Origin of the sequence: Pseudomonas sp. HN8-3, assembly GCF_020790195.1 — a bacterium.
Lineage (GTDB): Bacteria > Pseudomonadota > Gammaproteobacteria > Pseudomonadales > Pseudomonadaceae > Aquipseudomonas > Aquipseudomonas synxantha_A.
In genome coordinates this window covers 4063762-4089058 of record NZ_CP086206.1, presented here as the reverse complement: position 1 = coordinate 4089058, position 25297 = coordinate 4063762, and the positions used below count along the sequence as shown (strand labels likewise).

Below are 25297 nucleotides of genomic sequence, written 5' to 3'. Positions count from 1 at the left end.
GATCGAGGCCTCTTTTTTTGTCCCGGCTTTTATATCTTGCCGAGCAACAACAGCACCAGCAGGACGACCAGCACCACACCCAGGATACCCGACGGTCCATAACCCCAGTTACGCGAGTGCGGGAACACTGGCAGGCCGCCGACCAATAGAAGGATCAGGATAATGATTAGAATGAGGCTCATGGTTTTATTCCTTATAGGTTCTGTGCAAAAACCGGCTGTTTGACCGTTATCTCGTCCATGTGCATCGGGACGTCTTAACCATTCCGACTCATGCACTACGCAGAAAATTCATTGTTTTTCTAAAACATTTTGATTAGTTGCTTATTTCTTTTAACCCGTGCGCAACTTGAACTAATCAGTTGAAAAAAATTGAACTTGGGCTATATGCGTGCCTGCGACCCGGCCCACGGTTTGCCTGGGGCATTCATCAATCTGATGGTGCGTGGGTGCGGGAAAAACCTTCGCTACACTGCCGGTCACTTCTTCGGTAAACCACAAGGCTACTTCCTATGCAAAATCGCATGATGATCACTGGCGCCGGGTCCGGCCTGGGTCGTGAAATCGCTCTGCGCTGGGCCAGTGAGGGCTGGCAGTTGGCGTTGTCGGATGTCAGTGAGCCCGGTTTGCAGGAGACCCTCAAACTTGTGCGCGCGGCGGGGGGTGAAGGGTTTATCCAACGCTGCGACGTGCGCGACTACAGCCAGCTCACCGCGTTTGCCCAGGCGTGCGAGGTCAAGCTCGGCGGCATTGATGTGATCGTCAACAACGCAGGCGTGGCCTCGGGTGGGTTCTTCGCCGAACTGTCCCTGGAGGATTGGGACTGGCAGATCGCAATCAATCTGATGGGCGTGGTCAAGGGCTGCAAGGCGTTCCTGCCGCTGTTGGAGAAGAGCAAGGGCCGGATCATCAACATCGCGTCGATGGCTGCATTGATGCAGGGGCCGGCCATGAGCAACTACAACGTGGCCAAGGCCGGCGTAGTGGCGTTGTCGGAAAGCCTGCTGGTCGAGCTCAAGCAGCAGGAAGTGGGCGTGCACGTGGTGTGCCCATCGTTTTTCCAGACCAACCTGCTCGACTCCTTCCGTGGGCCGACCCCGGCCATGAAGGCGCAGGTGGGCAAGTTGCTTGAAAGTTCACCTATTTCGGCGACCGATATCGCCGATTACATCTACCAGCGCGTGGCCGCGGGCGAATTCATGATCCTGCCCCATGAGCAAGGGCGCATGGCCTGGGCCCTGAAGCAGAAAAACCCGCAGTTGCTGTATGACGAAATGACGCTGATGGCCGACAAGATGCGCGCGAAGGCGCAGGTCGTTAAGGGCTGATTTGGATGGAGTCTGTCAGGCAAATTACCTACCTGTGTAGGTAATGCCTGATTTTCCAGCAAGCCATTGCCGGTCCATTTCCAAGGGCGCATGGTCCAGGTCCTGCTACTTGAAAAGGACACACGCCATGCTGGTCTTAAGCCGCACCATAGGCGAAGCCATCGCTATTGGCGATGACATCACCGTCTATATTCTCGAAGTGAACGGCACCCACGTGAAATTCGGTATCGAAGCCCCCGTGGGCGTCAATGTGCACCGCGCCGAGGTTTACCAGAAGATCCGCGAACGCCAGGGGCCCGTCACGCATCCCGTGTCGGTACCCAATCCTTAGGCGGGGTTTTCAGTCGAACAGATGCTTGGGTACATCGTGCTTGAGCATCAGTTGGCATTGCTCGCTCTCGGGGTCGAAGACGATCAGCGCCTGGCCCTTGGTCAGCGCCTGGCGTACGCGCAGCACACGCGTTTCCAGCGGCGTGTCGTCGCCATTGTCGGTGCCGTCGCGGGTGACGAAGTCTTCGATGAGGCGGGTCAGGGTGTCGACTTCAAGTGCATCGTAGGGAATCAGCATACAAGCCTCAGGTGTCAGGTCCCGGCGATGCTACTGCGCCGGGACCTATGTTGCCAGTAGCAGCTGTCGCCAGCGTCAGGACTTGTTTCCGACCAGGCTGTCCACCGACGGCACGCGGGTGTCGCTCTCCATTTGCGTTTCATGCTCGATCTGATGACTGAACCGATCCAGGGAACCCTGGGCCGGTTGCGCATCGCTGGCAAAGACCGGCGGGCTGAGGATATAGGCGCCCAGCAAGCGACTCAGGGCGGCCAGGCTGTCGATATGGGTACGCTCGTAGCCGTGGGTGGCATCGCAACCGAAGGCCAGCAGGGCGGTGCGAATGTCATGGCCGGCGGTGACCGCTGAGTGCGCATCGCTGAAGTAATAGCGGAACAGATCGCGGCGCACCGGCAAGTCGTTATCGGCGGCCAGGCGCAGCAAGTGCCGCGACAGGTGATAGTCGTACGGCCCGCCGGAGTCCTGCATCGCCACGCTCACCGCGTGTTCGCTGGAGTGCTGGCCCGGGGCGACCGGGGCGATGTCGATGCCGACAAACTCGCTGACATCCCAGGGCAGGGCGGCCGCTGCGCCACTGCCGGTTTCCTCGGTGATGGTGAACAGCGGGTGGCAGTCGATCAGCAGCGGTTCGCCACTGTCGACGATTGCCTTGAGCGCGGCGAGCAGGGCGGCGACCCCAGCTTTGTCGTCCAGGTGACGGGCGCTGATATGCCCGCTTTCGGTGAACTCCGGCAGTGGGTCGAACGCTACATAGTCACCGACGCTGATGCCCAAGGAGTCACAGTCGGCACGAGTGGCGCAGTAGGCGTCCAGGCGCAGTTCCACATGGTCCCAACTGACCGGCATTTCATCCACGGCGGTGTTGAACGCATGCCCGGACGCCATCAACGGCAATACGCTGCCGCGGATGACACCGTTATCGGTGAACAGGCTTACCCGGCTGCCTTCGGCAAAGCGGCTCGACCAGCAGCCCACCGGTGCCAGGGTCAGGCGGCCGTTGTCCTTGATCGCTCGCACGGCGGCGCCGATGGTGTCCAGGTGCGCAGAGACGGCACGGTCAGGGCTGTTTTTCTGGCCCTTGAGGGTGGCGCGAATAGTGCCGCGCCGGGTCATTTCAAACGGGATGCCAAGTTCTTCCAGGCGTTCGGCGACGTAGCGCACGATGGTGTCGGTAAATCCGGTGGGGCTGGGAATGGCGAGCATCTCCAGCAGCACTTTTTGCAGGTAGGCGAGATCGGGTTCTGGGATGGTTCTGGTCATGGAAACTCCTGATGAGTTGAGGGCATCGATGGTTTCGATGATAGGGTTGAGAGATTCGTTGCCAGTGCCGGCCTCATCGGGGGCAAGCCCCCTCCCACCCTTGATGTGTGAACACAGGAAAATGTGGGAGGGGGCTTGCCCCCGATAGCGGTTTCACATTCAACACAAGCCTCAAGCGGCCGGTTGACTGTGTGGAAACAACAAATCCACAAACTTCTCTGCAGTCGGTTGCGGTTCATGGTTGGCCAGCCCGGCCCGTTCATTGGCTTCGATAAATACGTACTCCGGCTGGTCGGCCGCCGGTACCATCAGGTCCAGGCCGACCATGGGAATATCCAGGGCGCGGGCGGCGCGCACGGCGGCGTCCACCAGCGTCGGGTGCAGGATGGCGGTGACGTCTTCCAGACAACCGCCGGTATGCAGGTTGGCAGTTCGCCGCACGGCCAGGGTCTGGCCGCGGGGCAGGATGCTGTCGTAGTCGTAGCCGGCGGCCTTGAGCGTGCGCTCGGTCTCGCCGTCCAGGGGGATCTTGCTTTCGCCATCGGTGGCGGCTTGACGACGTCGGCTTTGCGCTTGGATCAATGCACGAATCGAATGCTGACCGTCGCCGATCACTTCGGCGGGGCGGCGAATCGCGGCGGCGACTACGTCGAAACCGATCACCAGGATGCGCAGGTCCAGGCCCTCGTGAAAGCTTTCGAGCAGTACGCGGCTGTCGAACTGGCGTGCCGTTTCGATGGCTTGCTGCACCTCCTCGATCGTTCGCAGGTCCACCGCCACGCCCTGGCCTTGTTCGCCATCCAACGGCTTGACCACCACGCGCTGGTGCTCGTCCAGAAACTCCAGGTTGTCGTCGGCACTGCCTGCCAACTGCTGCGCAGGCAACTTCAGGCCAGCGGCCTTGAGCACCTTGTGGGTCAGGCTCTTGTCCTGGCAAAGGGTCATGCTGATGGCGCTGGTCAAATCGCTCAGCGACTCGCGGCACCGCACGCGGCGCCCGCCGTGGCTGAGGGTGAACAGCCCGGCATCGGCGTCATCCACCTGCACATCGATACCGCGCCGATGGGCTTCTTCGACAATGATTCGTGCATACGGATTGAACCCCGCCTGCGGCCCCGGGCCGAGAAACAGCGGCTGGTTGATGCCGTTCTTGTGCTTGATCGCAAAGGTGGTCAGTGCGCGAAAACCCAGCTTGGCGTAAAGGCTCTTGGCCTGGCGGTTATCGTGCAGCACCGACAGGTCCAGGTAGCTCAAGCCACGGCTCATGAAGTGTTCCACCAGGTGGCGCACCAGCACTTCACCCACGCCGGGGCGGGTGCACTGTGGGTCTACCGCCAGGCACCACAGGCTGCAACCGTTTTCCGGGTCGTGAAAGGCTTTCTGATGGTTGAGGCCCATCACGCTGCCGATCACGGCGCCGCTGTCTTCGTCTTCCGCCAGCCAATACACCGGGCCGCCTTGATGGCGCGGTGTGAGGCGTTCGACGTCGACGGGCAACATGCCGCGGCCCTGATACAGCAAGTTGACGGCGTGCCAGTCGGCTTCGCTCTGTACCCGACGGATCCGAAAACCGCGAAACACACGGGTGGCGGGGCGGTAGTCACTGAACCACAGGCGCAAGGTGTCTGACGGGTCGAGGAATAACTGCTGCGGGTCGATCCCGAGGATTTGCTGGGGCGCGGCCACATACAGAGCGATATCACGTTCGCCGGGCTGTTCGTTGAGCAGCTCCAGGGCAAGGCTGGCAGGGTCGGGAAACGTATGCCCGATCAACAAGCGCCCCCAACCGCAATGCACGGCAATCGGTTCGGGACCTTGCGGGCTGCCGTCTTCGGCAAGCCGGGCCTGCAGGCGCTCGTAGGTCGGCGCCTGGCCTTTGATCAAGCGTTGGCTATACGCCGCGGCGTTAGGTTTCATGGATCAGATTCCTTGTTCGCTGAGCCACAGGTTCAGCGCCGCCAGTTGCCACAGCTTGGAGCCGCGCAATGGGGTCAGTTGACCCTGAGGGTCCGTCAGCAGGCGATCGAGCATGGCCGGGTTGAACAGGCCACGGTCCTGGCTCGGGTCCAGCAGCAACTCGCGCACCCAGTTCAGGGTGTCGCCTTGTAAATGCTTGAGGCCGGGGACCGGGAAGTAACCTTTTTTACGGTCGATGACTTCGCTGGGGATCACCCGGCGCGCGGCCTCTTTGAGCACCTGTTTGCCGCCATCGGGCAGTTTGAACTTGCCCGGTACGCGGGCCGAGAGTTCTACCAGGCGGTAGTCGAGGAACGGTGTCCGGGCTTCCAGGCCCCAGGCCATGGTCATGTTGTCGACGCGTTTGACTGGGTCGTCCACCAGCATCACCGTGCTGTCCAGGCGCAGGGCCTTGTCTACGGCGGCTTCCGCGCCCGGCATGGCAAAATGTTCGCGCACAAAGTCGCCGGCAGCGTCGTTGGCGGTCAGCCATTTCGGTGCGACGGTGGCCGCGTAGTCATCGTAGCTGCGGTCGAAAAACGCCTCGCGGTACGCGGCATACGGGTCGCTTGCGCCATCCACCTGCGGGTACCAGTGGTAACCGGCGAACAATTCGTCGGCGCCCTGGCCGCTCTGCACCACCTTGCAATGCTTGGCGACTTCCCGCGACAACAGGTAGAACGCGATGCAGTCATGGCTGACCATCGGCTCGCTCATGGCGCGGAACGCCGCCGGCAGTTGCTCGATGATCTCGCTTTCGGCGATGCGCAGTTGGTGATGGCGAGTTCCGTAATGCTTGGCGATCAGGTCCGAGTACTGGAATTCGTCGCCGCGCTCGCCACCGGCGTCTTCAAAACCGATGGAGAACGTGGACAGGTCCTGCACACCGACTTCACGCAGCAGGCCGACGAGCATGCTCGAGTCGACGCCACCGGAGAGCAGCACGCCCACATCCACGGCGGCGCGTTGGCGGATGGCCACGGCTTCGCGGGTGCTGTCGAGCACGCGGTCGGTCCAGTCTTCCAGCGTCAGGTGTTTTTCGTCCTCATGGGGCCCGTAGGGCAGGGTCCACCAGGTTTTCTGTTCGGTCTTGCCGCTGGCATCAATGCGCATCCAGCTGGCGGGCGGCAGCTTTTCAATACCGGCCAACAGCGTGCGCGGAGCGGGTACCACGGCGTGGAAATTGAGGTAGTGGTTCAACGCAACCGGATCGAGGATCGGGTTGATGTCGCCGCCCTTGAGCAACGCCGGTAACGCCGAGGCAAAACGCAGGCGCTGGCCGGTGCGCGACAGGTACAAAGGTTTTACGCCCAAGCGGTCACGGGCGATGAACAGACGTTGGGCGTCACGTTCCCAGATGGCGAAGGCAAACATGCCGTTGAGCTTGGGCAGCAGTGCTTCGCCCCAGGCGTGGTAGCCCTTGAGCAGCACTTCGGTATCACCGCCGGAATAGAAGGCGTAGCCCAGGGCTTCCAGCTCTTCTCGTAGTTCCGGGAAGTTATAGATCGCGCCATTGAACGCCAGGGACAATCCCAGTTGGGCGTCAACCATCGGCTGCGCGGAGCCGTCCGACAGGTCCATGATTTTCAGGCGGCGGTGGCCCAGGGCAATCGGCCCTTGGGCGTGGAAGCCCCATGCGTCGGGGCCACGGGGGGCGAGGTGATGAGTGATGCGTTCTACGGCTGCCAGGTCGGCAGGTTGATGATCAAAGCGTAACTCGCCAGCTAATCCACACATAAGTTCCTTACCGGTTTTTCCGTTGGGGAGGGGTCAATACTCAATGCGCCAAACGGCGCGTACCCAGAAACTGACCCAGTGCTATGCGTGGAGTTTTAGACCGATAAGTTATAAGGCAGATGGCCGCCTAGCCATCAATCCCGCTCTTTACGGGCTGCGGCCTGGCCTCGAACCAGAGCGCGCAGGGTAAACCGGTTGGGGTGGCAAGCCGCGGCCACGCTGGCCGGTACCGGCAGCGGTTCGCCATTCAGCCAGGCGGCCAGGAGTTCGCCGCACAGTGGTGCGGTGATCAGGCCGCGGGAGCCATGGCCACTGTTGAGGTACAGCCCGGGCAGCCAGGGGCACGGCGTATCCGGTACTTGCCGGGCGTCTTTGCCCAGCACGGCATAAGCCTGCTGGAACGCTTCATGGTCGGCCAGCGGCCCGACGATCGGCAGGTAATCGGGGCTGGTGCAGCGAAACGCAGCACGCCCTTCCAACTGTTCGGCCGCCAGGCGGTCGGCGCCCAGGCGCTGCAGCAGGTCTGTGGAGATCTCGCGCAGCATCTCCAGGTTGCCGGTGTGTTCAGCGAGCGTGGGTGTGAGGTCCTGGTTGTTGAAGTCAAAACTGGCGCCCAGGGTATGTTCACCAAGGCGGGCTGGTGCGACGTAACCCTCGGCACAGACCACAGTAGTAAGGGCCTCACTGGCTGGGGTTTGTGCGAGCCGGGTGATCTGCCCGCGAATACGCTTGAGCGGTATGTCTGCGCTCAAGGGGAAACGCTTGATCTCCGCCGCCCCGGCGAGCACCACCACGCTGGCGCTGGCCAGCACGCGATCGCCTGCGCGAGCGTGCCACTGGTCGTCTCGCCGGTCCAGCTCAAGCGCCTCATGGTGGCTGAGCACCTCAATCAGCGGATGCGTCGCCTGCCACTGGCACAGTGCGGGTGGATGCACCCAGCCGCCCTCGGGGAAAAACAGGCCGCCGTGGGCCAGTTGGATTCCAGCCTGTTGTTGCGCCTGCTCGCGGTCGAGCAGGTGCAGCAGGCTCGGTGCGAAGGCGTCGGCGAGTTGGGCCTGGCGCTGGCCTTCCTTGGCGTCGAACGCCAGTTGCAACACACCACAGCCATCCCAATCCACGCCACGGTGCAAGTGCTCCAGCAGGCGGCGGGTGTGGCCGAAACCGCTGAGTATCAGTTGGGACAATGCGGTGCCATGGGCCGACAGCTTGAGGTACAGCACGCCCTGAGGGTTGCCCGAGGCTTCCTGCGCCAGGCCGGCATGGCGTTCCAGCAAGCTGACGCGCCAACCGCGGGCGGCCAGGCTGGCAGCCGTTGCGCAACCGGCCAGGCCACCGCCAATAACCATGGCGTGGCGTTCACCGTCGATGGCTGGGGGGCGAGCGAACCAGGGTTTGCTTTTTGCGGGCGGCGGCGTCTCGTCGGGCCAGCCGAGAAACTCTCCACGCAGGATCTCCCACTTATGCCCGATGCCCGGCGTGCGCTTCATCTTGAAGCCCGCGGCGTTGATCAGGCGCCGTACCCAGCCGGTGCTGGTAAAGGTGCTGATGGTCGAGCCCGGAGCGGCCAGGCGCGCCAGTTCAGCGAACAGTTCGGCGGTCCACATATCGGGGTTTTTCGCCGGGGCGAAACCGTCCAGAAACCAGGCGTCGATCTGCGCATCCAGTTGCGGCAATTGCTCCAGAGCATCGCCGATCAACAGGGTCAGGACCACGCGGCCGTTATCCAGTACCAGGCGTTGGAAGCCTTGGTGAATGGCGATGTATTGCGCCAAGAGTTGTTCGGCCAAGGGTTGCAGTTCAGGCCAGAGGGCGAGGGCGCGTTGCAGGTCGGCATGGCTCAGCGGATATTTTTCCACGCTGACAAAGTGCAGGCGCGCGCCGGCCGGTGCGTGTTGCTCAAACAATTGCCAGGCGCAGAGAAAATTCAAACCCGTGCCGAAGCCGGTTTCGCCGATCACCAGCCGCCCGCCCGCTGGCAAGCCAGCAAAGCGCTCCTGCAAGCGGTTCTGCTCCAGGAACACATAGCGGGTTTCTGCAAGGCCCGACTGGTCGGAGAAGTACACGTCGTCGAACACCCGCGAATGCGGGCGACCTTGGTCATCCCAGTCGAGCTGGGCGTGGGTGATGGGGGTCATGGGCGGCTCATAGACATACAGCAGGCAAAGACAAGGCGGCCATTCTAGCCGATCGCGGCGCGCAGGGCCGATTCCAGGTGGTAGCCCCATAGGTTTTGCATGGAAATAGCTGCTGCGTCCGGCCTGCAATCCATCAACTATCAGCGTTAATTCTGTGCAAGTTGCTGCGGTATCGTAATGGCTTGATTTATAGGCAATAAAGGACATTGCTGATGCGCCCGCAGGACGATTTGAACAGCAAACTGAACCAATTGACCCAGCGGCAACTGCAGTCCGCCTTACTGGAAATGACGGGTGATTTGGACAAGGCCCAGGTGTTGCAAAAGCAACTGCCGGGCTGGATGGTCAACGCACCGCCTGGCGTGTTGGACGCACTGACCAGGGATGCCGCACGGGTTGCAGATGCCCAGGCAGTTGTCGCCGAGCAATTGAAGCCTTTGCAAGCACTGGATGAGTTTTGCAGTGAGCGGCTCAAGGCTTACTGTCAGACCCGATGGCAACTGACCGTGGAGCCGAAAAAAGATCTTTTGGTGCGTGCTGTAAACGAGTACGAGAAAGAAGTCTTGCCATTGAAATATGTGAAAACGGTGAGGCTGGTGCAGGACAGTCTCCTGCATGTGGCGATGCAGAATTTTTCCGAGGATGAAGTGCGAGCGCAGCACTTTCCGACGGGCTCGCTGCTGCGCTTGGGGGCTGCCGCTCGCGGGGTCATTGGCATAACCCCCCTGGAGTTTGCCCAGGGGTGCCGTGCCCTGGATCTGGGTGGCCTGTATCAGCAGCACATCAGTGAAGTATTCAAGCTGGGGAGTGATCAGCCCAACCTCAATGATGTCGCAACCGATATCGGCCAGATGAAAACCCTGGATATGAAAATCGACGCCCACATTGCCCTGATGCGCGCAGATATTTCCCAAGGTGTCTACGAGGTGTTGTGCAAATTGCTGGACCGCAAGCTGACAGCGTCTCAGGCTCAGGCGGCAGGGATTTTGTTTGAATGGCGCCCCGTCACTTGGCAATGGCTGAATGTACAGGGCAGTTGCCTGTGGAGCATCCTGGTGTTCTCCGGCCGCTCGGTTGCGCAATACCCGCAAGAACCCTGTGTGGTGTACATGCCCAATGAGCCGGAGCGGCCATTGTTCGAGTATTCCTCGTTTGATGACTTTCAGGTCTACCTCAAGGGCAAGCTTGAAGTGCCGGCTTATCGTAGTTTCTTTACCCGGTACCTGAGCCAGGATGACCGGGTCGGCTTCTTCAGCCATTTCGATCAATCCCGTACCTTGGGGGCGCTGGAGGCAACCCCCATTACGGTTAGCCTGGCGGGGCATTTTTTCGCAACTTACGCCGCCAAACTCCAAGCCGACGCGCGGACCCTGGCGGTACCGGTAGCCGACGTGGATGAGGTGGCCCGCGAGCAGCGCTTGCAAGCGTACCTGGATGCCGGTTTGACAGTGCTCAACCTCGCCGCGTTTGTTGTGCCGGAGTTGGGACTATTGATGACTGGCGTGGCGGTGGGCCAGATGCTCGGCGAGCTGTATGAGGGCATTGAGGACTGGCGCCGTGGCGATAAAGAAGAGGCGTTCAAGCAGTTGGCAGCGGTAGCGCAAAACATCACCTCGATGGTGCTGTTCGCGGCGGGGAGCAAGGTTGTCGGTTCGGCGATGAAACGCAGCGGTCTTAACCTGGATAACTTTTTTCGCCAGTTTGAAGTGGTACGCCCCACAGATGGCAATCTGCGGCTGTGGCGGGCAAATGTCACGCCGTACTTCCATGATCAGCGTCTTGTCGACGACGAGGTTGCGGACGCTACGGGAATTTACAAAGTCGGAGGGCATTCATACGTCAAGGTCAATGATTGCGTACATCGGGTTGCGTTTGACTCGAAACTGGATCGATGGCGGGCCAGCCACCCGCTGCGGCAGACGGCTTATCGCCCGCTGTTGCTGCACAACGGCGAAGGACGCTGGCGTTTTGCGTTCGAAACGCCCGACGAATGGGAGGATCAGGAGTATCTCTTTTCACGCCTGAACCCGGCAGGCCCAGGTGCTTCGCTGCATCCCAGGAAGCTTGTGCAGATCAAGGCCATTATGGATATGCCCCATGAATGGGGCGTCTATCAGGCCGAAGAGTGCCTGCCCTTTCCCGCACGTTTTCGTGATTTGTATGAGCGTTTCAAGCTGGACCAGTCCATTCGTGATCTGATCTGGCAGTTGGAAAGCGGTGCGTCCCCCAGTGTAGAAAACTTGACCTTGCAGATGCATGCCCTGCCCTTGTTAGACGGGTGGCCGGTGGGGCGCTATTTTGAGGTGCTGGATGCACAGGGCCGCGTCAAGGCGCGTTACCCCACCGGTGGGCCGTTTGACAATGTAGGCCTGCGTTTGACGCTCACTGAGCAGATGCTTCGTGAGGGCAAAGTGTTTGATGTGCTGTTGTCCGAGCTGGACGAGGCACAAAAAATCGGCCTGCTTGGAGAGGGGGTTGCTGCTGATCAGGAGCGCGGCGTATTGGAGCGTCAGTTGCTCGCACACCTCAAGGCTGACTGCAGGCCGTTGTTCGAGCAGTTGTATCAGGCCCATGACGGACCTGTACCGCCCGAATGGGCGTTGCTCAGGCGTACCTATCCGCAACTGCCCTGTACGCTGATGCGCGAATTGATGGCCCAGACCTCAACGGTGCAGCGCGAGACCCTGCGCGATAATCAACGTATCCCCATGGCATTGGCCGAGTCGGTCCAGCGTGCTCTCGGGGAGCAACGCCTGGACCGCGCCCTGATGGGGTTTGAGCAGCCTGAGCTGGCCAGCCTGGATACGGCGTGTGTGGCGGTTCGGTCGATGCCGCATCTGGCAGGGTGGGGCAGGGAGGTGCGGCTTGAGTTGCGCCAGGGTTCGCCACAGGGTGACTTATTGGCCCTGGGCGCGAGCAATGGCGCCGGTGCGCGACGAATAGTGGTCAGCTCGGACGCTGGGTTTGCAACGTTCGACGACAACGGCCTGAGTCTAGGTGGGCCTTACTCCGGACCGGACGGCTTGTTTCAGGCGATTGAGTGCGCGCTGACCGACAGTCAGCGCGTAGCAATGGGGTTGCCGCTCAACGAGGCCAACAATCTCTGGCGCCTGCGCTACATGAGCGCTTCCCAGGCCAAGGGGGAACGGGAGCTGGCCGCCGAGGCTTTTTCCAGCAGGGGCAGCGAGCCGGTGCTGGACGCGATGCCCTGTGAAATGGCTGATTCGCCGACGGGGCCATTGGCGCACCCTCGCGCGCTGGTGCGCAAGGTGAAGCGTTTGTACCCCTTGTTCAGCACTGCACAAGTGTCTTCGCTGCTGATGGCCTTGGGTGCTGACCATCTTTCCCGGGCCAGGGCGGTAAAGCGTTTGAAGGCAGAGCTTACTCATCTGCGAGCGCTGCTCAAACACTGGAAGACCGATACCCAGGGCATGGATAAACAGCCGGGCCTGAGTGACATTCGTACCAGCCGAGAGCAGGTGGCTGAGCGCATTGAAGCCTGTTGGCGGCGTCAAAGCTTTGCTCTGGATGAACATCAGATGTCGGTTGCCAGTTTGAACCTGGACGGAATGCGCGTCGGATCGTTGCCGACGCTGCCTGCCGACATTCGTTTCGACCATGTCCGTCAGGTGTCACTCAAGAACATGCGATTGGGCGATGACGTCGCGTATTTCCTCAAGTGTTTCAAAGGCATTCGGCATCTGGCGCTGGACCGTAACCGCCTGACGCGCTTGCCGGAAATATTCTCGCGGATGCTCGACCTCGAAAGCTTGTCGATGCCCCATAACCGTCTTGCACTGACCGAGCATACCCAGCTGAAACTGGCTGATCTGAATACGCTGCGCCTGCTGGACCTGAGCCATAACCCACTGGATAAGCTGGTGGATGTCAGCAGGATGCGTGACTTGCACACGCTGTTGCTGCGGGACAGCAGACTCGTCGACCTGCCGTCGGGCATCGGGCGGTTGGCCCACTTGGAGCAGGTGGATCTGCGCGATAACCTGATCACCGTGCTGCCCGAGTGGTTGTTCACGGTGCCGCGCATTTTCAGCCAGTCGATCGACTTGGGCGGCAATCCGCTATCCGACACGACAGTAGAGGCACTCGAGCGTTACCGCGCTGACGTGGGTATTGGTATGGGGTATGTAGACGACGATCAGCCTCGTATGAGCGAACTGAAGGCCAGGGCGCGGTGGTTGCCGGACGAGGTGGCTGCCCGCGATGCCAACAAGCGTAGCGTCTGGGCCAACCTGCGGGATGATCCGGAGTCGACAGAGTTGTTCCTGTTGCTGGCTGAATTGACCAGTGCTGCTGACAGTCGCCGTGTGCGCGAGGATATGACGCAACGTGTCTGGGACGTATTGCAGGCGACCCATGACAATGTCGGGCTGCGCGAGCAGGTCTTCCAACTGGCAGCCCATCCGACTGGTTGTGAGGATGGGGCGGCGCAGATGTTCAGCCAGATTGAGGTTCTCAAGGAAGTCGAGAAGGCAACGCTGCAGGCGGGTCGTGCACAGAGCAACTCCGGGGCGCTGTTGAACTTGAGTCGAGGTTTGTTTCGCCTCAGCGAGCTGGAGAAAATTGCGGCGACATACGCGGTTGAAAAAGCCTCCTCGGATCCGCTGGAAATCAACCTGGCATTTCGGATCGGGTTGGCCAAGGACCTGCAACTGCCGGGGCAGCCGAAACATATGGTCTATGACTCGTTTTTCGAGGTGCCCAGCAGCGATTTGGCGATGGCGCAAGCCCAGGTGCGAACAGCTGAGCTGTCGCCTGCCTTCTTGCGTTTTATTACCCAGTTGACGTTCTGGAAAACCCATCTCAAACAGCAGTTTCCTGCTGAGTTCCTATCGGTGACTGAGCCCTTCGATACGCAGCAGCAAACACTTTTTGAGAATCGCCAGGACCTTACTGACGGGGAGTATTTCAAACAAATGGAAGCCCTGCGCACACCGCGACGGCAGGCAATAACCGCAGTGATGGAGCGCCTGACACAGCAGATGTTGAAGCATCAGGACCTGGGCCTATGTCACGTTCCTGGGTATTAACCGTAGCCGCGGTGATTGATCCACGGCAAGCCGAGTGAAATTCCTTGCCTGCCGTGGTGCCCAATCCGCTAGTCTTGAGCCATCTTGAAACGGAGCTGCCCATGTTCGAATCCGCCGAAATCGGTCACGCCATCGACAAAGACACCTATGACGCCGAAGTGCCGGCCCTGCGTGAAGCCTTGTTGGAGGTGCAGTACGAGTTGCAGCAGCAGAAGCGCTTCCCGGTGATCATCCTGATCAATGGCATCGAAGGCGCGGGCAAGGGCGAAACCGTCAAGCTGCTCAATGAATGGATGGACCCGCGCCTGATCGAAGTGCGCACCTTCGATCAGCAGACCGACGAAGAACTGGCGCGCCCGCCGGCCTGGCGCTATTGGCGGCAACTGCCGGCCAAGGGTCGCATGGGCATCTTTTTCGGTAACTGGTACAGCCAGATGCTGCAAGGCCGGGTGCATGGGCAGATCAAGGATGCGCGCCTGGACCAGGCCATCGCCGGCGCCGAACGTCTGGAAAAAATGCTCTGCGATGAAGGTGCGCTGATCTTCAAGTTCTGGTTCCACCTGTCCAAAAAGCAGATGAAGGCGCGCCTCAAGGCCCTGGCCGACGACCCGCTGCACAGCTGGCGCATCAGCCCGCTGGATTGGCAGCAGTCCGAGACCTACGACAAGTTCGTGCATTTCGGTGAGCGTGTGCTGCGCCGCACCAGCCGCGATTACGCGCCGTGGCATGTGATCGAAGGCGTCGACCCCCATTACCGTGGGCTGACCGTGGGCAAGATCCTGCTGGATGGACTGCAAAGTGCCTTGAAACAGGCCAAGGTCAAGGCCAGCGGCATGAACCCGGCGCCGTTGCTTGCCTCGGTTGACCAGAAGAGCCTGCTCGACAGCCTGGACATGACCCTGCGCCTGGACAAGGACGATTACGAAGAACAGCTGATCACCGAGCAGGCGCGCTTCTCTGGCCTGATGCGCGACAAACGCATGCGCAAACACGCGCTGGTGAGCGTATTCGAAGGCAACGACGCAGCCGGCAAGGGCGGGGCGATCCGTCGTGTGGCGGCAGCACTGGACCCGCGCCAGTACCACATCGTGCCGATTGCCGCGCCCAGTGAAGACGAACGCGCCCAGCCTTATCTATGGCGGTTCTGGCAGAAGATCCCGGCGCGTGGCATGTTCACCGTGTTCGACCGCTCCTGGTACGGCCGCGTGCTGGTGGAACGCATCGAAGGCTTTTGCACCCCGGCGGACTGGATGCGCGCCTATGGCGAGATCAATGACTTCGAAGAGCAATTGCGCGATGCGAGGGTGATCGTGGTCAAGTTCTGGCTGGCCATCGACAAGGACACCCAACTGGAGCGCTTCCAGGCCCGCGAGGAAATCCCGTTCAAGCGCTTCAAGATCACTGAAGATGATTGGCGCAACCGCGACAAATGGGACGACTACCGCGCGGCGGTGGGCGACATGATTGATCGCACCAGCACCGAGGTGGCGCCCTGGACCCTGGTAGAAGCCAATGACAAGCGCTGGGCGCGGGTCAAGGTGTTGCGCACCATCAACCGGGCGCTGGAGGATGCGTTCGCTAAAACCGATAAGCACGACAAAAAGAAAAAGAAATAGCCTGCACCCGGCTCGGTCCAAATGTGGGAGGGGGCTTGCTCCCGATGGCGGTGAGTCAGTCACAGATGTGCTGACTGACACTCCCTTATCGGGCCACATCTCACTAGTTGTCTGCTCTAGCTCTTAACTGACTGGCATTGGGGCAAGCCCCCTCCCACATTTAGGATTGTGGCGTATCCCAATCCAGTGACTTGCCCCTAGAATGCGGTTCCACTTCCTCTGGCATCTGGGGCACTCATGCACATCTCCTCCGGCCGCTGGGTCTACGGCTTTTTCCTGACCCTGCTGACCGCGTTTCTGTGGGGCATCCTTCCGGTCAAGCTCAAGCAAGTGCTGCAAGTGATGGACCCGATCACCGTCACCTGGTTTCGCCTCACGGTGGCCGGTACTTGCCTGTTTGTCTATCTGGCTGCCACCAAGCGCTTGCCCAGCCGTAAAGTGCTCGGCCCCAGGGGCGGCTGGCTGGTGGGCATGGCGGTGTGCGGCCTGGTCGGCAACTACGTGCTGTATCTGGTTGGGCTGAAAATGCTCAGCCCAGGCACCGCGCAGCTGGTAGTGCAGATGGGCCCGATCTTTCTGATGGTAGCCAGTGTGTTTGTGTTCAAGGAGCGCTTCAGCCTGGGGCAGGGTGTGGGGTTGGTGGTGCTGATTATCGGCTTTGGATTGTTCTTCAACCAACGCCTGGTGGAGTTGCTGACGTCCATGGGCACCTACACCGCCGGTGTGCTGACGATCCTGCTCGCCACCACCATCTGGGTGTTCTATGCATTGGGGCAGAAGCAGTTGCTGACAGTGTGGAATTCGTTGCAGGTGATGATGGTGATCTACCTGTCGTGCGCGGTGTTGCTCACGCCGTGGGCGCATCCGCTGGAGGCGTTGCAGTTGAGCCCGCTGCAAGGATGGCTGCTGCTGGCGTGTTGCATGAATACGCTGGTGGCCTACGGCGCATTTGCCGAAGCCCTGGCGCATTGGGAAGCCTCGCGGGTCAGTGCGACCCTGGCGTTGACGCCGTTGGTGACCTTTGTGGCGGTGGCCTTGGCGGCCTGGCTGTGGCCTGACTATGTGCAGGCCGAAGAGATCAATGCCTTGGGGTATGTGGGGGCGCTGGTGGTGGTGACGGGGTCGGCGATGGTGGCGTTGGCGCCTTCGCTGCTCGCCGGGCTCAGGGCCCGGCGGCTGCGGATATCGGTTTAAGCGCCGAGCATGTTTTCCGGGCGGACCCACTGGTCGAACTCGGCGTCGGTGAGGTAGCCGAGTTCCAGCGCGGCTTCGCGCAGTGTCAGCCCTTCGGCGTAAGCCTTCTTGGCGATCTCTGCCGACTTGTCGTAGCCGATATGCGGGTTGAGCGCGGTGACCAGCATCAGCCCGCGTTCCAGGTGTTCGGCCATTTGCGCGGCGTCGGGCTCAAGACCCGCGATGCAATGCTCCTGGAAGTTGTTGCAGCCATCGGCCAGCAGGCGGATCGACTCCAGCAGGTTGTGAATGATCACCGGTTTGTACACGTTCAACTGCAAGTGCCCTTGGCTGGCGGCCATGCCGATGGTCACGTCGTTGCCCAATACCTGGCAGGCCAGCATCGACAGCGCTTCGCACTGTGTGGGGTTGACCTTGCCGGGCATGATCGAACTGCCCGGTTCGTTGGCCGGCAACTTCACTTCGGCCAGCCCTGTGCGTGGGCCGGAACCCAGCAGGCGCAGGTCGTTGGCGATTTTCATCAGGGCCACGGCCAGGGTTTTCAGCGCGCCGTGCAAGGTGACCAGCGGTTCATGGCCGGAGAGGGCTGCAAATTTGTTCGGTGCGGTCACGAAGGGCAAGCCCGACAGCGCCGCCAGTTCGGAGGCAATCGCCTCGCCGAAGCCATGGGGTGCGTTGAGCCCGGTGCCGACAGCAGTGCCGCCTTGGGCCAGCTCGCACACGGCGGGCAGGGCGCTACGGATCGCGCGCTCGGCGTAATCGAGCTGGGCGATAAACGCCGACAGCTCCTGGCCGAAGGTGATGGGCGTGGCGTCCATCATGTGGGTGCGGCCGGTCTTGACCAGCTTCATATGCCGCGCGGCCAGTTCCGCCAGGCCACCGGACAGCGTCGCGATAGCAGGCAGCAGTTGCTGGTGCACCGCTTGCACCGCAGCAATGCTCATGGCGGTTGGGAAGCAGTCGTTGGAGCTTTGGGAGCGGTTCACATGGTCGTTGGGGTGTACCGGGCTTTTACCGCCCCGATTGTTGCCGGCCAGTTCGTTGGCGCGGCCGGCGATCACTTCGTTGGCGTTCATGTTGCTCTGGGTGCCACTGCCGGTCTGCCAGACCACCAGCGGGAACTGGTCGTCATGCTGGCCGTCGAGGATTTCGTCGGCAGCCTGTTCGATCAGCCGGGCGATATCGGCGGGCAGGTCGCCGTTACGGTCATTGACCCGGGCGGCGGCCTTCTTGATCAGGGCCAGGGCATGCAATACCGCCAGCGGCATACGCTGCTCGCCAATCGCAAAATTGACCAGCGAGCGCTGGGTTTGCGCGCCCCAATAGGCATCATCAGGGACCTGTACTTCTCCCAGGCTGTCGGTTTCGATACGGCTCATCGGGCACCCTCCTTATCCAGTCGTGATTGGTCAGTTTAGGCCCTGGCGGCTGCCGTGGGTTCCCTAAATCCGCATTTGTGCCATTGCGCCCCGCAAAACCAGGGCCTGCGTGGGGTGGGGTTGAGCCGCGAGGTTTTTTAGGCGCAGAATGGGCGCCCTTGGGGTCTTACCTCGCCTGCTAGAAAAGGAAACTCGATGACTCGTCTTCGTGCCATCTGTACCGCGGTTGCTCTGGTTTGCGCCAGCGGCCAGGTTTTTGCCGATACCGCCAGCCACAACGCCAGTGCCGAAGCCTTCCTTACCCTGGCCCACGCTGACAAGCTGGGGACCCCGGTGTACATGCAAGTGCAGCAAATGTTCGCCCAGCGTTTCGAACAGACCAAGGCGCCTGCCGCCAAGCAGTCCGTACTGGACAGCTACCAGGCCAAGGCCAACGCGGCCCTGGACCAGGCCATCGGCTGGCCGAAGCTCAAGCCCGATATGGTCAAGCTCTACACCACCAACTTCAGCGAATCCGAGCTCAAGGACCTGGTAGCGTTCTACCAGTCGCCACTGGGCAAGAAAGTCCTGGAAAAAATGCCGCAGCTGACTCAGCAATCGGCCCAGATGACCCAGGCCAAACTGGAAAGCGCCGTACCGGTGGTGAACAAGCTGTTGGAAGACATGACCAATGAGCTGGCGCCAAAAGGTGCCGCACCGGCCAAGAAGAAGTAAGCAGCAATGACCATGCAACAGCGTATCGAAACGGCGCTCGCCGCCCTGGGGCCGGAACACTTGAGTGTGCTGGATGAAAGCCACATGCACAGCCGTGGGTTGCAGACCCACTTCAAGGCCGTGCTGGTCAGCCCGCAGTTCGAAGGGCTCAACCGCGTCAAGCGCCACCAGAAGGTCTACGCCACCCTGGGTGACCTGATGAGCGAATTTCATGCGTTGGCGCTGCATACCTACACGCCTGAGGAATGGGCGAAAATCGACGCAGCCCCGGCCTCGCCGACCTGCGCCGGCGGGCACTGAAAACCTTTGAGGCCAGCAGGTGCCAAGCCTGCTGGTCTCGACAGGTAGTGCCAGAATCTGGTTACACAAGGCTACTTTTTATACCCCTTTATCGAGGCCGGTACCTCTAGGATTTGTTGACCTTAGTGCAAAACAGGTCATGAATTCATGTCTAACGCCCTACATCGAAATACGCCTACCTTGACGGCCATTGACCCTCGCGGGTTAGCCGTGCGCACTGTGCAGTATCATCGTGCAACGCTCGCGGACTCCCCTCAGCCGCGGGTCAATCGCCAGGTGTTGAGTGCCAGTGGTTTTTTGCTTGAACAGTGGGACCCACGTCAGTTCGCCCTTGGCTCGACCGGGGTGGCGGCGCAATCGAACCTTTACAGCCTGTCGGGTGAAACCGTGCGAACCCAGAGTATGGATGCCGGTTGGCGCTTGGTCATGTACGGTGCAGCGCGGCAGCGGTTGCACAGCTGGGACTCGCGCGGCGCCCTTCAAGCGTTTCACTATGACCATTTGCTGCGCCCTGTGGCGGTGTTCGAACAATCTGCAGAGGACCCGTCACCCCGTTGTGTCGAGCGTATGACGTACGCGCCCGCAATCTCGGCCGAGGTCGTCGGCAATCGCTGTGGACGGTTGATTCGCCATGCGGACCCGGCGGGTGTGCTGCTGGTGGAGGCGTACGCGATCGATCAACGCGTCATCAAGCAAACCAGACGGTTTCGCGCCGATATCGCTCTGGTCGACTGGCCAAACAGCGATGAGGCACAGGATCTGCTGACGGAACGCCAGGCCTATACCACCACCTGGCGTTACGATGCGCTGGGTGCAATGCTGGAGCAGATCGATGCCAAGGGCAACCGCCTACAGTGGCGCTATGGGCAACAGGGCTGGGTGTTGGAAATGCTGCTGATCTTCAAGACCGGCGAGCGCCAAGTGTTGATGAATCAGCGGGTGTACAACGCCAGCGGCCAAGTCGTGTCCGAGCGGGCGGGCAATAACGTTACCAAAGTCGCCCGTTACGCCGAGCACGACGGTCGTTTGCAGCAACTTGAGGTGTACCGCCAAGGGCAGGCCGGCACGCCGCTGCAGCAGCTGGTATATGAGTACGATCCGGTCGGCAACATCCTCAGCCTCAGCGACCTGGCGCAACCGACTCGATGGCACAGCAACACCCGGATTGATGCGGTTAATCGCTACCAGTACGACACGCTTTATCAGTTGATCCAGGCCAGCGGTCGGGAAAATAGCGCCAATGCCGGGGGCCGGGCTTTGCCAACGCAGGTGCAGTTCGGGGCGACGGATCAGGGGCTCTGGCGCAATTACACCCAGCATTATGCCTATGATGAGGCGGGCAATCTGACGCGCCTTCGACACGTGCCCTCCAGCGGCACAGGCTATACCCGCGAAATGCAAGTGGCGGCGCTCACGAACCGCGCCGTGCCCGTAGCGCAAGGGTGGCAGGTTCAATGGGATGGGGCGTTCGATGCCAATGGCAATCAGTTGTCGCTCGACGGCACACAGCAGGCGGCCTGGAATGTGCGCAATCAATTGACCTACACCACCCAGGTACAGCGTGAGAACGGTGACCCTGACGTGGAGAGTTACCTGTATGACAGTCAAGGCCTGCGCGCACTCAAGGTTCGCAGCCGTGAGGCTCGTGCAAAACCTTACACCCAGGAAACCTATTACCTGCCGGGCCTGCAAGTACACAAGCAAAGGGCACAGCGCTTCAATGTGCTGGACATTGATACGGGCGGTGGGCGAGTCACCGTGGTGCAATGGGAGTCGGGCAAACCCAGTGAGATGAGTACCCACTCACTGCGATTCAGCATTCTGGATCACCTCAAGAGCTGTGCGCTGGAACTGGACGAGCAGGCTCGCTTGTTGAGCCAGGAGCATTACTATCCTTATGGCGCAACGGCGTGGTGGGCAACCAGCAATATCGTTCGGGGGCACCCTAAGATTCGCCGTTACTCCGACAAGGAACGCGACGCCACGGGCCTGTACTACTACGGTGCGCGTTATTACGCACCGTGGTTGCAGCGCTGGATAAGCCCGGACCCGATGGGCGATGTGGACGGCTTGAACCTGTATGCGATGGCCCGGGGCAATCCCGTAGGGTTCAGGGATGCCGATGGCACGCAAACGACGTTTGGCGAGCAATTCCAACCCGGTCGAGGCGATATTCTCTTTGGCTTGGCCGCGACGGTTGCTGCCTACAGGAGTTTCTGGTCGAAGCTGAGCGCGCGCGGGGATGCGATGGTGGCCTATTTTTCAGGCGCGGAACTGCAGCGCTGGACTGCCGGGCTGGCGCCTCCCGTTCGCGCCTTCTCTGCATTTCGCAACGTGAATGCGGAGCTATTCAGCGACTTGACGCAAGATCCACATGACCCAGCGAAAGCTAACGAACTCAAGGCCGAGCTCATTGAGCAGCTTTCGGTCGGCGTCCGGCCGTTTTACGAGGGCATTGTTTCGAAATATTCAGGTTGTACGTCAACTTCCTGCAACCAGCAATTCGCGAGGAGGTTTGTCAGTGATCTTGCCGCAGGCAGGTATTCACTCGAGGCGACGGCTCGCCAACACGTTGGCACAGACCTATTGGCCATTCAGCAAAAAATCGTCACTCGAAGCAGCAAATCGGCTTTGGAAACCTTGACTAGCCCGCAAAGTGCGGCGATGGTCCATTTCGCTCTCGACAATTTGGACATAGGAGCCGTCGTCAGCAAGCAAGGGGTATCTGCCACGGCCTCCGAGCTGCGCTGGCTTTATCGGCATCGTCTGCAACTGGCAGGCCGCGTGACGTTCTATCGACACCAACAACGGGTCGACGCGCCTTGGGAGTCAAACGCGTCCGCTTGGCGTCGCTACAAGCCCAGCCGTCCGAGGGTGTCAGGGCGGGCGGCACGCTGACACGTGAGCGGGTCGGGGCGATGCCAGTAACTGGATACACAAAAGCATCCTCCAGCACCACCTTTCTCATCCCCTCATCCCTAGGCTCTCAGGACTACTTGTTCAGCAATAAGGTCCTGAGGTCATGTCTGATTCCATCCATCGAAACACGCCGTCCCTGGTCGCAGTCGACCCGCGTGGGTTAATTGTTCGTAACATCGATTACCACCGTTCAAGCACAGAGGTTGAACCGCAGATGCGCATTCATCGTCAGGTGTATGGCAGTACGGGCTTGATGATTGAACAGTGGGACCCACGTTTGTTGCAGTTGTCACGCTCACAGCCTGACACCGCGCCCAATCAACGCACGGTCTATAGCCTTGGTGGACAAGCGTTGCGCACCGACAGCGTGGATGCCGGCTGGCGGCTGACGCTGATGGGGGAGGCTGGGCAGTTACTGGAAGAATGGGATGGGCGGGGCGCTCACCAGGCTCATCGCTACGATCAATATCTGCGGCCGGTGGCGGTCTTCGAGCAGGCGGCCAGTGACGGGCAAGCGTTGTGCGTCGAGCGTCTTGCCTATGCTGCATCTTCGAACGAAGAGGCGGCGCGCAACCGCTGCGGCCGGGTGGTTCGCCACGATGACGGCGGCGGCTCGTTGTTCCACGAGCGGTATGGGGTGCACGCAGAAGTTGCTCAGCAGACCCGACGCTTCCGGCAGGCGGATGCCGCGCTGGATTGGCCGCAGCTGTACGCACAACGCGAGGTGCTCCTGGAGCCCGAGATATTCCAGACATCCATTGGGTTCAACGCGCTGGGTGAGCGCCTGCATCACACGGACGCCAAGGGCAATCGCTTCGACTACGCCTACCGCATTGACGGCCAGCCGGCGAGCATCTTTGTGACGCCCAGGGGCGGCGAGCGTACGCAGGTACTGGGCCAGCGGCACTATAACGCAGCGGGTCAGGTGCTCAGCGAACGCGCCGGCAACGGCGTTGTGCGTGCCATGCACTACCGTGAATTCGATGGTCGCTTGCGGCAAATGACTGCCCATCTGCCCGCGCGACCGGGCGCAGCGCTGCAAGACCTGCGCTACGAGTATGACGGCGTTGGCAACGTCGTGCGGATCGATGACCTTGCCCAGCCGACGCAATGGTCCAGCAACACCCGAATCAGTTCGACCAGCCTTTATGAGTACGACACGTTATCGCAACTGACCAAGGCCACCGGCCGCGAAACCGCCGGCAACACTGGAGGCCCGGCGTTACCAGCGAGTGTGACGTTCGGCTCGACTGACGACAGCGTATGGCGTCGCTACACCCAGCGGTTCAGCTATGACGCCGCCGGAAATATGCTTGAGTTGCAACATGTGCCCAGCAGCGGCACGGGCTTCACGCGGCAGATGAGCGTGGCCGCGGGCAGCAATCATTTTCTGCCGCAGGCTGATGGAAAGGCTGCGCCGGGGTTGGGCCAGGGCTTTGACCGCAACGGCAATCTGCAAGCGTTGGCAGGCGATCACAAGATGGGCTGGGATGTGCGCAATCAACTGGTGCGCCTCACGCAGGTGCGGCGCGAGGGCGGCAACGACGATGAAGAACGTTACGCCTACGATGCCACGGGCCAGCGCATCCTCAAGCGCCGGGTCTCCCAGGCCCGGGGCGTGCTGCATAGGGCCGAGGTGCGCTACTTGCCGGGGCTGGAAATACGGCATGACAGCGCAACGGGTGAGCAGCTGAATGTACTCAACCTTGATGCCGGTACGACCACGGTCCGCGTCCTGCTTTGGGATCGCCACCCTTCGGGGGGGCGCCAGGACGCGCAGATCCGTTACGGCTTGTCGGACCACTTGGGCAGCAGCAGCCTGGAACTGGGCGAGCAGGCGCAACTGCTCAGCCAGGAAAGTTATTACCCCTTCGGCGGGACTGCCTGGTGGGCGGCGAAGAATGCCAGTGAGGCGAGTTACAGGTTCATCCGTTACTCGGGCAAGGAGCGCGATGCCAGTGGGTTGTCTTACTACGGCTTCAGGTATTACGCACCGTGGTTATGCCGATGGATCAGCCCGGACCCGATTGGCGATGCCGATGGTTTGAATCTGTACGCCATGGTTGGCGGTAATCCGGTTAGCAAGGTCGATGCGCAAGGGCTGGCTACCACACCGGCTTTGGAGGAGTCGCAGGATAAACAAATACGCAGGCTTTCCATCAGCCGCAGGCTCGCGAATATAGGCAGGGTTATGCGCCCGAGGATACAACCGGCCTCGGCGGCAGCGATTCGCGATGGTTTATCCACCTATATCGCCAATGCAATCGCGACGGGCGTCGATCTGGCGGTCTTCAGTACCGTCCAGCCCACGGCACAACGCAACCAAATCTTGCGCCTTACCGTTGCGGTGCTGGATGCAGTGTCCACGGCACATATGAGCACCGGTATCGCCGGTAACTGGACGCGATATGCGCCACAGATCGGTGCTATTTTTGCAGGTGCCGCGGGTATGGGGTATGCCATGCATGGCGACTCGATAGGTGATCAAGCCGAGCACAGCTGGGACCCGGTGGCGGTCCAGCGGTTGGGCGGACATGTGCGCGCGCTCTCCAGAGAACTGGTGCAGCAGGTCCTTCGTGGGCACGGTACCGGCATCTCCTGGGGCAGCACGCCCCTGCGCGGCAGGGTCACGCGCACCGCCGGAGCGACGGCCGCCTATGCCCTTGCTACCGTGGCCAACGCTGTTTATGGCGGGGAAGTGCCTGCGCTGATGCAACCCAATGTCTCACCTGCAATAGAAGCCTACGATGGGGCGATGGGAGCGATGATGCGTGGCGGTCACCGGACCGCCGTCCACGATCCCCATGGCCAAACCGTACAGCTGCCGGATCCTGTCGCGACGGCGCACGGTGGGCTGAGCAGAATGTTCAATCAGGTGTGGACGCACTGGGCCGCGTCCGGTGTCGAGGCATTGGCCGTTGCGCTGACGGGCCTGCCACAGGCCGCTCAAGGCCGGACCACTCGAACAATTGTCATGGCGGCCCGCGGCGTGATTGCATCATTGACCGAATGGCGCGGCTTTTTCGTAACGTTTGCCAGGCGCGGGTATACAACCTTGGCGTCGCGATGGGGCGCAGCCCGGCGATCCTGACAAGAACATGAATGGGTCGTCGCTGCGGCCCATTCAACATCCCAGTCGGCTTC

Annotated in this window: 16 protein-coding genes; 9 read left to right on the top strand and 7 right to left on the bottom strand. The window is 60.9% G+C overall.

Annotated features, from left to right (window positions below):
• Positions 1–29: 29 nt before the first annotated feature.
• Positions 30–182, bottom strand: a complete 153-nt coding sequence (locus LJX92_RS18095) for a DUF3309 family protein (protein WP_003192767.1) — start codon at positions 180–182, stop codon at positions 30–32.
• A 329-nt stretch (positions 183–511) separates the two neighbouring features.
• Here LJX92_RS18095 and LJX92_RS18090 point away from each other — a divergent pair, with 329 nt between their 5' ends.
• A complete protein-coding gene (locus LJX92_RS18090) occupies positions 512–1327 on the top strand; it encodes an SDR family oxidoreductase (protein WP_228308771.1) in 816 nt (271 codons plus the stop codon).
• 127 nt (positions 1328–1454) lie between these two features.
• A complete protein-coding gene (gene csrA / locus LJX92_RS18085; protein ID WP_005789902.1) occupies positions 1455–1658 on the top strand; it encodes a carbon storage regulator CsrA in 204 nt (67 codons plus the stop codon).
• Between the two features lie 9 nt (positions 1659–1667).
• Here the strand turns inward: csrA and LJX92_RS18080 are convergent, their stop codons facing one another.
• From LJX92_RS18080 to mnmC, 5 genes are all read right to left on the bottom strand, one after another.
• Positions 1668–1895 (bottom strand): YheU family protein, encoded by a 228-nt coding sequence (locus tag LJX92_RS18080; protein WP_003192759.1) that lies wholly within the window; start codon positions 1893–1895, stop codon positions 1668–1670.
• A gap of 75 nt (positions 1896–1970) precedes the next feature.
• A complete protein-coding gene (locus LJX92_RS18075; protein WP_005789901.1) occupies positions 1971–3155 on the bottom strand; it encodes an osmoprotectant NAGGN system M42 family peptidase in 1185 nt (394 codons plus the stop codon).
• Positions 3156–3326: 171 nt separating this feature from the next.
• Complete coding sequence (ngg, locus tag LJX92_RS18070; protein WP_078821927.1) at positions 3327–5072, bottom strand: N-acetylglutaminylglutamine synthetase; 1746 nt, start codon at positions 5070–5072, stop codon at positions 3327–3329.
• A 3-nt stretch (positions 5073–5075) separates the two neighbouring features.
• Positions 5076–6848, bottom strand: coding sequence for an N-acetylglutaminylglutamine amidotransferase (locus tag LJX92_RS18065; RefSeq protein ID WP_032880150.1), 1773 nt, complete (start codon positions 6846–6848; stop codon positions 5076–5078).
• Positions 6849–6982: 134 nt separating this feature from the next.
• A complete protein-coding gene (gene mnmC / locus LJX92_RS18060) occupies positions 6983–8983 on the bottom strand; it encodes a bifunctional tRNA (5-methylaminomethyl-2-thiouridine)(34)-methyltransferase MnmD/FAD-dependent 5-carboxymethylaminomethyl-2-thiouridine(34) oxidoreductase MnmC (protein WP_228308770.1) in 2001 nt (666 codons plus the stop codon).
• 212 nt (positions 8984–9195) lie between these two features.
• Here mnmC and LJX92_RS18055 point away from each other — a divergent pair, with 212 nt between their 5' ends.
• The 3 genes from LJX92_RS18055 to LJX92_RS18045 all read left to right on the top strand — a co-directional run bounded on the left by LJX92_RS18055 (position 9196) and on the right by LJX92_RS18045 (position 16841).
• Positions 9196–14031 (top strand): NEL-type E3 ubiquitin ligase domain-containing protein, encoded by a 4836-nt coding sequence (locus tag LJX92_RS18055; protein WP_228308769.1) that lies wholly within the window; start codon positions 9196–9198, stop codon positions 14029–14031.
• A 101-nt stretch (positions 14032–14132) separates the two neighbouring features.
• Positions 14133–15647 (top strand): polyphosphate:AMP phosphotransferase, encoded by a 1515-nt coding sequence (gene pap / locus LJX92_RS18050; RefSeq protein WP_228308768.1) that lies wholly within the window; start codon positions 14133–14135, stop codon positions 15645–15647.
• Positions 15648–15884: 237 nt separating this feature from the next.
• Entirely contained in the window at positions 15885–16841 is a 957-nt protein-coding gene (locus LJX92_RS18045) for a DMT family transporter (RefSeq protein ID WP_032880154.1), read from the top strand.
• Here LJX92_RS18045 and LJX92_RS18040 read toward each other — a convergent pair.
• Positions 16838–18220: a class II fumarate hydratase gene (locus LJX92_RS18040; RefSeq protein WP_032880155.1), complete on the bottom strand. Its 1383-nt coding sequence runs from the start codon at positions 18218–18220 to the stop codon at positions 16838–16840. The two genes, LJX92_RS18045 and LJX92_RS18040, sit on opposite strands and share 4 nt — an antisense overlap.
• 195 nt (positions 18221–18415) lie before the next feature.
• On the opposite strand from LJX92_RS18040, the gene LJX92_RS18035 reads away from it, so the two are divergent.
• The 4 genes from LJX92_RS18035 to LJX92_RS18020 all read left to right on the top strand — a co-directional run bounded on the left by LJX92_RS18035 (position 18416) and on the right by LJX92_RS18020 (position 25244).
• Positions 18416–18934: a DUF2059 domain-containing protein gene (locus LJX92_RS18035; protein WP_032880156.1), complete on the top strand. Its 519-nt coding sequence runs from the start codon at positions 18416–18418 to the stop codon at positions 18932–18934.
• A 6-nt stretch (positions 18935–18940) separates the two neighbouring features.
• Positions 18941–19234 carry a BolA family protein gene (locus tag LJX92_RS18030; RefSeq protein WP_032880157.1) on the top strand — a complete coding sequence of 98 codons (294 nt, stop codon included), beginning with the start codon at positions 18941–18943 and terminating at the stop codon, positions 19232–19234.
• A gap of 210 nt (positions 19235–19444) precedes the next feature.
• The gene (locus LJX92_RS18025; RefSeq protein ID WP_228308767.1) at positions 19445–22132 is read left to right on the top strand and encodes an RHS repeat-associated core domain-containing protein; all 2688 of its coding nucleotides are present in this window, start codon (positions 19445–19447) and stop codon (positions 22130–22132) included.
• A 124-nt stretch (positions 22133–22256) separates the two neighbouring features.
• Positions 22257–25244, top strand: coding sequence for an RHS repeat-associated core domain-containing protein (locus LJX92_RS18020; RefSeq protein WP_228308766.1), 2988 nt, complete (start codon positions 22257–22259; stop codon positions 25242–25244).
• The last annotated feature ends 53 nt before the right edge of the window (positions 25245–25297 follow it).

Coding starts and splice junctions, on each gene's coding strand:
- pap (WP_228308768.1), top strand. CDS start 14,133: ATGTTCGAATCCGCCGAAATCGGTCACGCCATCGACAAAGACACCTAT.
- LJX92_RS18020 (WP_228308766.1), top strand. CDS start 22,257: ATGTCTGATTCCATCCATCGAAACACGCCGTCCCTGGTCGCAGTCGAC.
- ngg (WP_078821927.1), bottom strand. CDS start 5,072: ATGAAACCTAACGCCGCGGCGTATAGCCAACGCTTGATCAAAGGCCAG.
- LJX92_RS18055 (WP_228308769.1), top strand. CDS start 9,196: ATGCGCCCGCAGGACGATTTGAACAGCAAACTGAACCAATTGACCCAG.
- LJX92_RS18030 (WP_032880157.1), top strand. CDS start 18,941: ATGACCATGCAACAGCGTATCGAAACGGCGCTCGCCGCCCTGGGGCCG.
- LJX92_RS18040 (WP_032880155.1), bottom strand. CDS start 18,220: ATGAGCCGTATCGAAACCGACAGCCTGGGAGAAGTACAGGTCCCTGAT.
- LJX92_RS18065 (WP_032880150.1), bottom strand. CDS start 6,848: ATGTGTGGATTAGCTGGCGAGTTACGCTTTGATCATCAACCTGCCGAC.
- LJX92_RS18090 (WP_228308771.1), top strand. CDS start 512: ATGCAAAATCGCATGATGATCACTGGCGCCGGGTCCGGCCTGGGTCGT.
- LJX92_RS18075 (WP_005789901.1), bottom strand. CDS start 3,155: ATGACCAGAACCATCCCAGAACCCGATCTCGCCTACCTGCAAAAAGTG.
- mnmC (WP_228308770.1), bottom strand. CDS start 8,983: ATGACCCCCATCACCCACGCCCAGCTCGACTGGGATGACCAAGGTCGC.
- LJX92_RS18035 (WP_032880156.1), top strand. CDS start 18,416: ATGACTCGTCTTCGTGCCATCTGTACCGCGGTTGCTCTGGTTTGCGCC.
- LJX92_RS18045 (WP_032880154.1), top strand. CDS start 15,885: ATGCACATCTCCTCCGGCCGCTGGGTCTACGGCTTTTTCCTGACCCTG.
- csrA (WP_005789902.1), top strand. CDS start 1,455: ATGCTGGTCTTAAGCCGCACCATAGGCGAAGCCATCGCTATTGGCGAT.
- LJX92_RS18080 (WP_003192759.1), bottom strand. CDS start 1,895: ATGCTGATTCCCTACGATGCACTTGAAGTCGACACCCTGACCCGCCTC.
- LJX92_RS18095 (WP_003192767.1), bottom strand. CDS start 182: ATGAGCCTCATTCTAATCATTATCCTGATCCTTCTATTGGTCGGCGGC.